The organism is Lutispora sp. QWL-02 (assembly GCF_058315355.1).
Map to the genome: position 1 here is coordinate 3,302,143 of NZ_CM177762.1, position 13,562 is coordinate 3,315,704.

Annotated in this window: 9 protein-coding genes; all 9 read right to left on the reverse strand. The window is 39.6% G+C overall.

The window, feature by feature from the left end:
- Window positions 1-11: 11 nt before the first annotated feature.
- A complete protein-coding gene (recQ, locus tag AC4HCY_RS15580; RefSeq protein ID WP_491094582.1) occupies window positions 12-1,832 on the reverse strand; it encodes a DNA helicase RecQ in 1,821 nt (606 codons plus the stop codon).
- A 69-nt stretch (window positions 1,833-1,901) separates the two neighbouring features.
- Window positions 1,902-3,815 (reverse strand): magnesium chelatase subunit D family protein, encoded by a 1,914-nt coding sequence (locus AC4HCY_RS15585; protein WP_491094583.1) that lies wholly within the window; start codon window positions 3,813-3,815, stop codon window positions 1,902-1,904.
- Window positions 3,816-3,830: 15 nt separating this feature from the next.
- A complete protein-coding gene (locus AC4HCY_RS15590) occupies window positions 3,831-4,871 on the reverse strand; it encodes a magnesium chelatase ATPase subunit I (RefSeq protein WP_491094584.1) in 1,041 nt (346 codons plus the stop codon).
- A gap of 26 nt (window positions 4,872-4,897) precedes the next feature.
- Complete coding sequence (locus AC4HCY_RS15595) at window positions 4,898-5,632, reverse strand: ABC transporter permease (RefSeq protein ID WP_323430376.1); 735 nt, start codon at window positions 5,630-5,632, stop codon at window positions 4,898-4,900.
- The gene (locus AC4HCY_RS15600; RefSeq protein ID WP_491094585.1) at window positions 5,632-6,471 is read right to left on the reverse strand and encodes an ABC transporter ATP-binding protein; all 840 of its coding nucleotides are present in this window, start codon (window positions 6,469-6,471) and stop codon (window positions 5,632-5,634) included. The genes AC4HCY_RS15595 and AC4HCY_RS15600 overlap by 1 nt, the downstream gene beginning before the upstream one ends.
- Complete coding sequence (locus AC4HCY_RS15605) at window positions 6,459-7,505, reverse strand: radical SAM protein (RefSeq protein ID WP_491094586.1); 1,047 nt, start codon at window positions 7,503-7,505, stop codon at window positions 6,459-6,461. The genes AC4HCY_RS15600 and AC4HCY_RS15605 overlap by 13 nt, the downstream gene beginning before the upstream one ends.
- Window positions 7,506-11,261, reverse strand: a complete 3,756-nt coding sequence (cobN, locus tag AC4HCY_RS15610; RefSeq protein WP_491094587.1) for a cobaltochelatase subunit CobN — start codon at window positions 11,259-11,261, stop codon at window positions 7,506-7,508.
- Entirely contained in the window at window positions 11,254-12,468 is a 1,215-nt protein-coding gene (locus tag AC4HCY_RS15615; protein WP_323430372.1) for an ABC transporter ATP-binding protein, read from the reverse strand. The genes cobN and AC4HCY_RS15615 overlap by 8 nt, the downstream gene beginning before the upstream one ends.
- Window positions 12,465-13,493, reverse strand: a complete 1,029-nt coding sequence (locus AC4HCY_RS15620; protein ID WP_491094588.1) for a FecCD family ABC transporter permease — start codon at window positions 13,491-13,493, stop codon at window positions 12,465-12,467. Before AC4HCY_RS15620 ends, AC4HCY_RS15615 begins: the two co-directional genes overlap by 4 nt.
- Window positions 13,494-13,562 lie beyond the last annotated feature (69 nt).

A 13,562-nucleotide genomic window follows, 5' to 3' on the forward strand; every position in this document is an offset into this window, starting at 1 on the left:
TTTTACTAAATTTAGCTGTTAATCTCTTCTAAAAATTCCTTCCCGTATCTCTCAAGCTTGACCTGTCCAACACCGTTTACTTGTAAAAACTCGTCACTATTTTTGGGCATTTTGATACACATATCCCTAAGAGCAGCATCTGCAAAAACTATATATGCCGGTACTTGCTGATCTTGAGCAATTTTGCTTCGGAGCAATCGTAATCTCTCAAACAGCTCTTCATTTATGTTTGTATTTAATTGTTCTGTCTTAGTTTTGGCTTTGGCAGGTTTGTCCTCATCTTTATAATGCTTTTGCACCTTCATGCTAATTCTGCAATCGCCAAAAAGGACTTCCACTGCCTTATGTGTAAGCTGAACTACAGGATATTCACTGTTCGTTATCTCCAAATATCCCTGCAATACAAGAAAATTTATAACATCCCTGATCCTGCTCTCGGAAACACTAGACATTACCCCATAGGTTGATATATTATTAAGGCTGTTATTTATAATTCTTTGATTTTTGCTGCCTCTCAATATATCAACAATCATTCTTATACCAAAACGCTGCCCAACTCTTTTTATACAAGACATTATCTTTTGAGCCTCAATAGTAACGTCTTCCTCTTCAAAATTTGTGTTGCAATTTGAGCAATTCCCACAATAATTTGATGCTTTTTCTCCAAAATAGTTTAGTATATATTCCCTCAGGCAATCATTAGTATGACAGTAAAATGTCATTATTTTTAATAATTCCCGGTCTTTTTCTTTTATAGCTTCAATTGTCTCTTTATCCAAGTCCTCATTGCCATTAGAATTATCTATTAGTAATTGGTTTATGACTACGTCTTGTCCGCCATAAAAAAGCAAGCATTCCGCAGGTTCTCCATCCCTTCCTGCTCTGCCGGCTTCTTGATAGTAGCTTTCAATATTCTTGGGCATATTGTAGTGAATTATATAGGAAATATTAGATTTATCAATGCCCATACCAAAAGCATTTGTAGCCACCATTATATTGGATTTGTCATATATAAATGAATCCTGATTATCTCTCCTATTCTCTTCCGAGAGGCCGGCATGATATGGTACCGCAGCAAAACCTGATTTGATGAGATTTCTACATACCTCATCAACAGTTTTTCTGGTTGAGCAATATACAATGCCGCATTTGGTTTTATTTCTTTCAATATAATCCTTTAATGCAGCAAACTTATCCTTAGGCTTTTGCACGGAAAAAAATAAATTTTTCCTGTCAAAGCCTGTTGTTAATACATATGGTTCTTTTAGATTAAGCTTATCTATAACATCTTCTCTAACCTGTGGAGTAGCCGTTGCGGTAAATGCTGCTAAAACCGGCCTATCTGCAAGTCTGTTTATGAATTGAGGTATTATAAGATAGCTTGGTCTAAAATCCTGACCCCATTGTGAAACGCAGTGGGCCTCATCAATGGTAACCATTGAAATTTTTGCATTTTGTGCAAAATCAATAAATTCTTCTGTAGTCAGCCTTTCCGGTGCCACATAAATTATCTTATACATGCCATCTTTTGCATTTTGCAGAGCTTTAATATATTGACTATGATTTAGAGAACTGTTTATGTATGCAGCACTTATGCCGGCTTGAGTAAGAGAACCAACCTGATCCTTCATCAGAGAAATCAAAGGAGAAACGACAAGGGTTATACCATCAAACATGAGAGCAGGCAATTGAAAGCATAGGGATTTGCCTGCTCCCGTGGGCATTATTCCCAGAGTATCTCTGCCTTTTAATATATTATCAATAAGCCCTTCTTGCCCTATTCTGAAAGAAGTAAATCCAAAATAATCTTTTAAAACATTTAACTTTTTCATATAAACTCCTAGATTCTTTTTTCAATAATCATCTTTATGTTATCATATTTAATAGTTTTCTTCACTGCTCTATATTTGAAAATAGGAGGTACACTGCCGCACCGCTTCTGCTAATTGCTCTCCTTCCAATTCTTCAAGCTTGTAATATCTGGCTCCCAATGCCTGGGCAATGTCTTTTGCAATCTCTAATTTTATAAAATCCTGCTCTGTATCTACTACAATGGAGCGTATGCCTTCCATTTGAATTTTATTTGCAACTTCCAATGCTTCATCTAGCGGTTCTCCCCCATTGATTGCTGCATTAGTTCTCCCGTCTGACACCAGCACTATTATAGGCAGCATATCCGGATTCTTTTTTTGAGCTATTTTTATCATTTCATATCCCTTCAAAAGGCCTGCGGAGAGAGGAGTTTTGCCTCCTGTAGGCAAAGCCTTAAGATGTTTTTCAGCCATATCCACACTGCGTGTAATATTCAGCAGCACCTCCGCTTCTTTTTTCCGGAATGCTATGAGTCCTACCTTATCTCTTTTTTGATATGCATCCGTAAGCAAAGATACTACAGCTCCTTTGACAGCAGACATTCTCTTTTTAGCTCCCATAGAACCGCTGGCATCAACTATAAAAATTATTGTACTGCCGGTACGCTTTTCTCTCACCTTTTCACGAAAATCGCTGCTTTCAATTGTTACTGCAAGTCCGTTTTTATCTCTGATTGACTGATATGGCGCCGCTGCCCTCAATGTAGCATCAAAGGCTATATCCTGCAGCTTGTCTTTAGGTGCTTTATACCTTATATATTGACCCTTTTTGGTATCGGTTTTGGTTCTAATCCTTTTACCTTCGCCTTTTCGTTTCTTGCGATCCATCATTCTTATATCTAAATTTCTCACAATGAAGGTTCTTCCTATATCATCTAACTGATCAATGCTCATATCGTCATCTTCTTTTTTGTCTTCATCCTCATGGTCTTTGTTTTCTTGCTGCTCCGGCTCCATGGGATTGGTGTTCTCCTGTTGATTGGACTCCTGCTTTTCAGGCTGCTCAAGTTGTTCGAGCGGCTTCTCATTGTCATCTTCTTGGTCTTCCATTTGTGGAGGCTCCGACGGCAGCTCCTGTTCCATGGGTTTTTCCCTCTTTCTATGGGGTAATGCATATTCAGCAGCTTCTTTTATATGCCCTATTGCTATGTTGCTTCTTTTTTCGTAAGCCGCCATAGCCTTTGCAGTTTCAACAATTACCAGCTCCGCCCTATGCCCGGCACAGTTTGCTTCCTTAGCTATCTCCGCTGCCAGCTTCATTACATTATCCGACACTTGAACTCTGCTTAAATATTGTTTTGCATCTTTTATTTGCTTTGCCAGCACATCTGATTCCAATCTCCACTTTTCTATAAAGTCTAATGGTGATTTTTCGTATTCAAGCCTTCTTTTTATAATCTCTTTTCTTTCAAGGAGGTCCATGCAGCCGCTAACCTCCGCAAATAAACCAAATCTATCTAAAAATTGGGATCTTAAATGCCCTTCTTCAGGGTTCATGGTTCCTACCAACACAAATTGGGAAGGATGCGCAAAAGATATGCCCTCTCTTTCAACTTTGTTTACACCGGAAGACGCTGCTTCCAGAAGACAATTAACCAAATGCTCACTCAATAAGTTTACCTCATCAACATAGAGTATGTTTTCATGAGCTTCCTTCAATATACCCGGTTCAAAGTTTCTTTTTCCCTCTGCAAGTGTCTTTTCAATATCAATGCTGCCTATTAACCTATCCTCCGTTATATTAAGAGGAAGATTTACTACTTTCATTCCTTCGGACAAAGCCGCCATGCCTCTCACCAAGGTTGACTTTGCGGTGCCCTTTTCGCCGCTTAACAGCACTCCTCCTATTTTAGGATTAATCAGATTCAGCAGCAATGCTTTTTTAACTTTTTTCTGTCCTATAATTGCTGCAAAAGGAAATACATTATCATAATTTACTTTCAAGGTTCCACCCTCCCATCAGGCTTCATTGACCCGTTCAATAACATCTTTGACCTTTGATATATTGAATATGCTCCCTTCAAAAGGTGTCCTCTTCATTCTATGCGGCAGGACAAGTTCCCCGGCTTCCAACAGATCACTGCTTGAAACCTTATCTCTCCCGTTAAAAGCCGCAATAGTCATTGCGGTCTTTATCATGGCAATATCCGCTCTATGTCCATCCACTTCCATTTCAATGCTTATCTTTGCGGCCATTTCCAATATGCTTTCGTCATAAGTAACTTCATCTAAAAGTTTTTGAGCTTTTTGTATCCTATTTCGCATATCCTGCTGTTGAGGCTCACATTTTTGTGCAAAAGATTCACTGTCTTTTTCATACTCCAATCTGTTTTTTATTACTTCAACTCTTTTTTGTGAGTCTCTTTCTCCTATAACATCTACCACCATACAAAACCTATCCAGCAGCTGGGGTCTCAAATCTCCTTCCTCCGGATTCATAGTACCTACTAATATAAATCTCGCAGGATGAAAAAAGGATACTCCTTCCCTTTCTATTGTGTTAACACCCATAGCCGCAGAATCCAACAAAACATCAACTATGTGATCGTCCAGTAGGTTTACTTCATCTACATAAAGAATATTTCTGTTTGCCTGAGCAAGTATCCCCGGTTCAAACCTTTTTTCGCCTTTTTTTATTGCATATTCTATATCTAGGGTTCCTACCACCCTATCTTCCGTAGCACTTACAGGCAGATCCACAACCTTCATTTTTCCTTCTACTTCAGTCAGTTCTTGACTTTTATCAGCTTTTCCCATACATTTGCTGCACATACTGCTTTTGTCATGAGGGTCACAACCAAAAATACAACCTTCCACTTGTGTTCTTTTTGGAAGCAGCTCTACTAATGCTCTTACAGCAGTAGATTTGGCAGTTCCTTTTTCTCCCCTTATCAATACTCCACCAAGCAGAGGATTAATAACATTCAGCATCAAAGCTTTTTTCATTTTTTCCTGTCCTACTATAGCTGTAAATGGATATACTGTTTTTGCGTTTTTCATCTGATGACACTCCTTCAAATTACTATTTACTCTACATTTTTACAATATCGAGATCCTGCAATAAATAAAACCGCAAAATATAATAACAGCACCGCAATATGCAGAAGCATATGCACCATATCCTCTCCGACGCTTCTCAATGCAATGCTGGTGTGAGTTAGAGGCAGCATATGTATAAAATATTTAATACCAGCTGGCATCTTATCTATCGGGAAAAATGTCCCGCATAGAAAAGACATGGGTGTGATCACAAAATTATTAAACTTCGACATATCTGCATGGGAGTTTATCACTAAGCCTGCCAAAAAGCCTCCCGCAGAAAAAACAAAGCAATTCAGCAATGCTATGGATAGAAAGTATGGAGTTATCGTCAGTCCTGAACCAAATATGGATACTATGGAAATAATCAAAAATGCAGAATATGCTCCGTAAAATGCTCCTGCAATGATTTTGCCCAAAGCGTAAACAGTCATATTTAAAGGTGCCACCATAAATTCTTCGAAGGTTTTATAATATATCCGGGATATATTGATTGAATTGGCTGTATTGCTGAAGCTTACCACCATTGTATTCATAGCTATAATGCCCGGAATTACAAAATTCATATAGGATTTGCCTTCTACCTGCATGCCGCTTCCCAAACCCCAGCCAAAGGCAATAAGATACAGTGTGGGTGAAACCATCGCACCTATTGTAGTGCTCCAAAATTTCCTTTTAAATATTATGAGCTCCTGCCATAATATTCCGTATAATGCTTCCATTAAGACCCCACCCTTCTATTGGTGACCTTCAAGAATACATCCTCCAGATTAGAAGGTCTGATATTGACGCTTCCATGCAAAGCCGCCGCATATTCTACTGCTTTCTCCCTGGTTTCAAAAAATTCTTCCTTTGTCTCGCCATTTATAAAATGCTCTACTGCAAATTTTCCTACTTTTTCTATCAATTTTTTTGGAGCATCTAATTCTACAAGCTTACCATCATTAATAAGGCCTACCCGGTCGCACAAAGCTTCTGCTTCTTCTATATAGTGAGTGGTCAAAAGCACCGTCAAGCCATTGCTTTTGAGCCTTTTCAACAGATCCCACATTTTTCTTCTGGCAGATGCATCAAGCCCTACCGTCGGTTCATCCAAAAGCAAAATTCTTGGGCCATGCATAAGAGCCCTTGCAATCATAAGCTTTCTTTTCATTCCGCCTGAATACTTATTCACCAAATCATCTTTGCGATCTGTCAGCTCTGTAAATTCAAGAAGCTCTTTTATTCTTTCCTTTCTTTCTGTTTTTGTCATTTTATACAGCATGCCATGAACCTCGAGGTTTTCCCATGCTGTCATTTCATTTTCCAGATTATTATGCTGGGGAACAATTCCTATCATAATTTTTACTGCTGTCAAGTTTCGGTCCATGCTTTGGCTATCTATTATAATATCTCCTGAAGTTTTGGGTGTAAGGGTGCTTATCATCCTTACAGTCGTTGTTTTTCCAGCACCATTGGGCCCTAAAAGTCCAAAGAATTCTCCCTTTGCCAAAGTGAGATTGAGGTTGTCCACTGCTGTCAGGCTGCTATATTTTTTGGTCAGGTTTATCAATTGTAACATCTTTTATACTCCTTTTCTGCAATTTCAAAGGCCGTTTTTCTGAGAGCGCAGTCCTCTTTTGTGAAGCCCCGGCCATCTGAATTGATTATGCTTCTGGCAGGACATGCCCCCATACATATTTTGCCGTATTTGCAACTATTGCAGCTTTCTGGTCTTTCAATATCAAGTTTTACTTCTCTATAGGTGGATTCATGGTATATGTTCCCCATATAGTAGGCTTTCTTCCTTACCAATGAACCGCAGGGATATAGATCGCCATCAGGCAGCACTACCATAGAACTTCCTGATACGGCATAACAATAATCATTGCATCCTTGTATTTCATGAATCCTTTTTTTCGCGTCTTCTATTTCTCTTATTGCTACCTTTTTGCCTGTGAGCCTATATAATTCTTCTGTTCTTCTCCAAGCCTTCCAGAGATTTTCTGCAACTTGCCCGGGAGAGGCCTTCTTAATTCCGCTGCTTTCTGCCCTGCCTGTTTCTCTTAAAAGATCTAGACCTATACCCCCAATATTGCCCAAGTAAAAAGCTAAATCCACCAATTCATCAAGCTTTTCTATGGAAGCTGATGTTACGACACAATTTAGATTTGTCATAATACCATAGGCTCCCAGTGCTTTGATGCCGTTTATAGCTTCTATGGTTCCTCCCCGGAGGGATTCGTTGATTTCAAAGGGGCCGTCCAAGCTTACGCCTATACCTATATTCATTTCTTTTATCTCTTTTGCTATTTTACCGTCTATCATCATACCATTGGTTTGAAGCTGCATCCTTGTCCTTGGCTTATGCATTTTTAAGTAATCATGAATTTCTTTTATAAGAGAGAAATTCATAAATGGTTCTCCCCCTGCAATCTGAAGCTTGAAGCTGCCCCTTGGCAGCTCAACAGCTCTTTTAGCCGCCTCAAAGCTCATATAATCTTTTTTCTCTCCGCCATGAGCATAGCAGTATTTACACCTCAGATTGCAGTCATTTGTTGCCCACAGCACAATATACTTAATATGCTCAAGCGTTAAAACCCTATTTCCTTTCAATCACATACGCTCCTCTAAATCTCCTTCTATCGAAATATAAAGATTCCTCAGCTTTTTCAGGCTCTCCTCCTTGGCATTCCACATCCCTCTTTGCTGAGCCTCAAGCAATCTTTCTACCATGTTATGTATAGCCCAAGGATTGACACTCTTTATCCATTCTCTTCTTTCATCATTGAATAGATAGTTTTCACTTATTTTTTCGTACATCCAATCCTCAATAATGTCGGAAGTGGCATCCCATCCGAATACGAAGTCCACCATGGCAGAAATTTCTTGAGCTCCCTTATAGCCATGCGGCCTAAGCCCTTCAAACCATTTGGGATTAAGTATCCTTGAACGCATTATCTTTGCAGCTTCTTCCCGTGCGTCATTCATCTTCACTCTTGACGGATCGGCGGTATTACCGCAGTAGGACCTGGGTTTTTCCCCTGATTTTGCCCTGATAGCCGCAATCAAGCCGCCATGATAATTATAAAAATCATCACTTTCCAGCATATCTATTTCCATTGAAGATTCGTTTTTTATGCTTATCTGCGCTTGGGACAGACGGCGGGCGAAGACCTCTGTAACTCTGCGGCCGTGAATCCTTTTCCCATAGGCATAGCCGCCCCAGAGAGTGTATACATTGCCCAAATCCTCGTAATCATCCCAATTCTTGCTGTTTATGAGCTTATCTACACCTGCCCCGTAGGTTCCCGGTGGATCGCTGAATATCCTCATACCAGCTTCTTCTTGAGCTGTCTCTGCGTCCGTCCCATTTTCCACAAGGTTATTCACTTCTCTTATAAAATTCCTTCTTATATAATTATCATCTTCCCCTTCATCCAGACCTGCAGCTAAGTTTACTGCGTCTTCTATCATTTCAATAATATTGGGAAAGGTGTCTCTGAAAAGTCCGGAAATGCGTAAAGTAACATCTATCCTGGGCCTTTTCAACTCTTCAATGGGAATAACCTCTAAGCCTATTACTTTATCGGAGTTCTCCATCCACTTTGGCTTTATCCCCATAAGATATAGTATTTCTGCTATGTCATCCCCGCAGGTTTTCATTGTTTCTCCTGCATATACCACTATTGCAACAGCTTCCGGAAGCTTTCCCTCATCCTTTGTATACCTCTCTATCATTTTGTCTCCCAGCTGCTTACCTACTTTCCATGAAGCTCTTGTTGGAACAGAGGCAGGATCAATGGAATAAAAATTTCTTCCTGTAGGCAGTATCCTCACATTCCCTCTGGTGGGAGCACCGCCGCCTCCCGGAGGAATAAACCTCCCCTCTACACCCGCTGTCAGATATTTCATTTCATCAGTTGTCGATTCCAGCTTGAGTCTCACAACCTGTGCCGCAAAATGCAAGGTTTCTCTTATATCATCAGTTTTTTCTTTATCTCTATCATTAAAATATTTACTGAGCAGTTCATCAATTTTGCTTTCATCAAAGCCATGGGTTATAAAGTCTCTCATGATTTGCCTGCTGATTTTTCCCATTTTCTCAATCACCATAAAATTTGTCCTTCCTCTATGATCGGTTTCATGAGGCATATCCTTTAAACTCTCATAATCATAGTCCATGGCTTTGCAAGTCCCATTCATAAGTGAAGGCACATTGACGTTCGGCAGGCGAAGGAGAGCACAGATGAGATTCTCCAATCTTTCTCCAGCGGGAGCTGTGCCGAAGATGTGGAGTCCGTCCTTTATCAAAGTATTTTTTATTTCCTCAATCCAGCTATGTAAAAGCTCTATGAATTTTTCAAAATCCGTTTCCATTTGTACCTTTGTTATGTTCAAATCTGTATGATAATCATTTTTTATTGCAATTTCTATTATTTTTCCCTTTATATGCTCCAGTTTGCCTCTATCAAGCTGTCTTGCCTGATAGTATTGCTTTATCAGTTCATCAATTTCCTCCATCTCTTCATAGGCTCCGCTCATCATGAGAGAGGGTATCAAATGATCCAAAATCACCGCATGGGATCTTCTTTTCGCTTGTATGCCTTCTCCTATCACCGTTATATTATATGGATATAGATGAGGTATATCGTCAATGGCAATATCCGGGTAGCAACTCTCCGACAGGCCTATTTCCTTTCCGGGAAGCCATTCTAAAGTGCCATGGGTACCTACATGTACAATCACATCTGCTTTAAAAGAATTCCTTATCCATTTATAAAAGGCAATATATTGATGAGGCGGTACTATATCTGTGCTGTGATATACTTCCTCCGCTTTTTCCTCATAGCCTCTGGGGGGCTGAAGCCCTATAAATATATTTCCGTTTATTATTCCCGGTACCGGGAGCTTATCCCCATGCACCATATATTCCCCGGGAGGATCAGACCAGTCCCTTATGAGTTGGTCTTGTACTGTTTGGCTCAGCTTATAAAACCAGCTCCTGTAGAGATCACCGGAAATTATATCAACACTTCTCTCCAGAGCTTTTTCTGCCGGAAGCCATCTTGTATCATTGCTCACCCCGTTTATTATTCTATTTATTATTTCATCGCCATTTTCAAATTCGTATTCTATATATACTCCTGCTTCTTTCAGGGCTTTTACCATAAGATGGACACTTTGTGGGGTGTCCAATCCGAAAGCGCAGCCTATCATATCATTTCTTGGAGGCATATTATGAAATAAGATGGCAACTTTTTTTTCGCTATTTAACTTTTTGGACAACTTTGCCCAGTTGCATGCCAGGCGGCATACTCTGTTGATCCTCTCAAATATTGGCTTATGTATTCTTTTCTCACCTATATCATCTTTCACAAGCTCACAATATGCTATGGTAGAGAATATTATCTGCCCGTCAAATTCAGGATAATACACACTGCTGGTAAAGGACATGGCATCCAGTCCCCTCAAGCTGCTTTTCCAGTCCTCATAGCTTTGATAAGTAGCCATTGCCTGAATAACAGGCACATCTATATCTTCAAAAATACTCTTGTCAACAACTTTGCTGCCGTCTCCCGCGTTGGAGAGTATACTTTGAGAATAAGCCATGGTATTTATGATTGCATTCACCTGGCTTATGCCATCCATCTTAAATATATTTTCTACCACCCACCTGAAGCCCTTGCATCCTATGGAGAGGTCCGATGCAGAAGATGAGTATACGGCTGCGGGATAAGCGCCTAGGCTTTCCACTTCCCTGATCATCGCATCGATATGTTCCATATCATTATCATGAATATATTTGCTATAAAACAATATTCCTATCACAGGCTTTCCTGATTTCTTACCATTATCCAAATAACCCCTGAAATCATCAATATTATCTCCGGGGTAATAAATGCCCTCCCATTTTAAGGTATCAGGATAGTTGTATTCTATTTTCATGCCGCCATAAACGGCTGCCAGGTACTTTATTAGATTTTTACAGTTATTTATACTCCCTGATGAAACATATTTTAAAATTTCAGCATATTCCATTTGGGATATGCCTGATCTTTGAAGCATTATCCTGTTTTCATCTTCGAAGCCGGAATGAATAAAGAACTTCTTTTTCCCTTCAAACCTGTCCAATATAGAATAAAAGCTCTTAAAATGAGTCAGCCCTCCATGCATTATTATAAAAATCATATCCGATGATTCTATAAGCTTCATACATTTGTCATAATCCTCTTTGCCGCTATCTATCTTATAGCTGTCCATAAAATCAATAGAAAGGTCATTCCCATGTTCCCTATGCAATAGCTGCTTTGCTTCTTTAAAATTATAAGAGGAATCCATGGGAGACATTATAAAAACAATACTATACATGCTTGCCTCCTTCCAGTATCGAAGCCACCAGGTCCGTGATTTTAGAAATATTGCCGCAAAATTCTATGTTCATGGAATTTTCACCTAAATAATTGGATAATTCCTCCTTGCTTCTTATTGACAAAACCCTTTTACCCGATTCCAATGCATAGGTCAAAAGCTCCATATTCTTCTTGTTTATACCTCCTATGGGGCATCCCGAATCTATAACAGTATGAACCCCATCAATCATGCTCTTTGCCTTAACCAGTGATGTCTCTCCAATCTCACTGAAGGGCTTTTCACTTTGTATATCTAAACCCATGGTCATTGCTATTTCAAAATCCACATCATTCTCATGGATTATTCCTGTATTTACACCTACTCCGTTTTTGGTTAAAAGCCTGTAAATAGGTGTTCCATAGCCGCCGCCTCCCATCACAAAAATAGAAGGAGTATTTTTATTGGAGAATTCAACGGTACCCATAAAAGCATTGAAGCCGGCATCTTTAATATCATAAAGCTCCGATATCGCCTTATTGCTTCCTATTGCTTCAGGTGAACCAAAGGCTGTAATTTCGCCATTCTTCACGAAGACTGCCCTATCACAGCTTTTTAATGCTATATCTATATCATGAAGGGACAGTATTACTGTAATTCCTTTTTGGCGAGTGAGCTTTTTTAGAATAGCCATGACTTCCAGCTTGTGCTTTACATCCAAATGGGTAGTGGGCTCATCAAGAATGATAAGTTCCGGTTCTTGAGCCAGAGCCCGAGCGAGCAAGACCTTTTGCTTCTCCCCGTCGCTGAGCTCATTATAATATCTATGGGCAATGTTCTCCCCATTGACCATGGCAATGCATTTCCCGACCTTTTCTTCATCAAGCTTTGTTAAGCCTCCCAAAATGCCTGTATGAGGATACCTTCCCATGGCAACTATATCAAAGGATTTTAAAAAGCCAACATTGAGCCTTTCTGTCAGCACCACAGCAAGGATTTTAGAAAGCCTTGAGCTTTTTATTTCAGATAAGCTCTCACCTTTAATGTAAATATCGCCTTTCAAAGGTTTTAAAAGCCTTGATAGGGATTTCAGCACTGTTGACTTCCCTGAGCCATTGGGTCCTAAAATGCAAAGCAACTGACCCTTGAATGCCTCAATGTTTATTCCTCTCACCACTTCTTTATGCCCATATCCTACAGTTAAATCCTTGGTTTCCAACATTCTCATAGCTGAGTCCTCCGTTTCAAAAGCAGCCAAATCACAATTGGAACTCCAAAGAAGGAGGTGACGCTGCTAATAGTCAATTCTGCCGGCGCAAGGAGTATTCTTGCAATAAGATCGCATAAAGCAGTGATTATAGCTCCGAATAGTATTGAAAATGGAACGAGCAGCCTATTATCTGAGGTCTTCAGAGAAAGCCTGGCGATATGCGGTACAGACATGCCTATAAAGGCTATGGGGCCTGCAAAAGCCGTAACCGCAGCCGTCAGCACGCTGGATACAAATATTATGCAGATTCTGAAGAACCTTATATTTACCCCCATGCTCTTTGCATATTCCTCGCCCAATAAAAATGCATTCAATGGCTTTGAAATGAGAAAAGCACCTAATAAAAAGGGTATAACGATCAGAGTCATTATTTTTAACCTTTCCCATGTAAATCCCGAAAAGCTTCCCATAGTCCAAATGACAAATTCCTTGAGCTTCTCATTCTCTGCAAAAATTTTTAGTATATTTGTGACAGCTGTGCAAAGATAGCCAATCATCAATCCAATTATCAGCAATGTCACAATATCCCTCACCTTATAAGCAACTAATAATATAATAGCCGTAACGGATAGAGCTCCCATAAAGGCTCCCATAAAAAGAGTGTAGGGCGATAGGGTAGAAAATCCAAAAGTAACTCCTCCCAGCATTAATAAAGCTATAAAAAGAGTCGAACCTGAAGATACACCTAAGATATAAGAATCTACAATGGGATTGCGGAAAAAAACCTGCAATAATAACCCGGCAACTGCGATAGCAGCACCTCCAACCATTGATGCCAATGCCCTGGGCAGACGAATTCTCCACACAATAGTGGAGTTCACAGAATCATCTTGAATTTTTTCTATAATTATTTCTGCAACTTCATGCAAGTCAATCTTTACGGAACCTATGGCAATGCTGGTCAAAAAAACAAAAACAAGAATTACTGATAAAAGCATAAAAATAACAAAAGTTTTGCCCCGATGCAATGATTTATACTGCATAAGTAACCTCCATAACACAATTAGATAAATAGGAGTAATAAAAGATATTACCCCTATTTGAAACGTTGT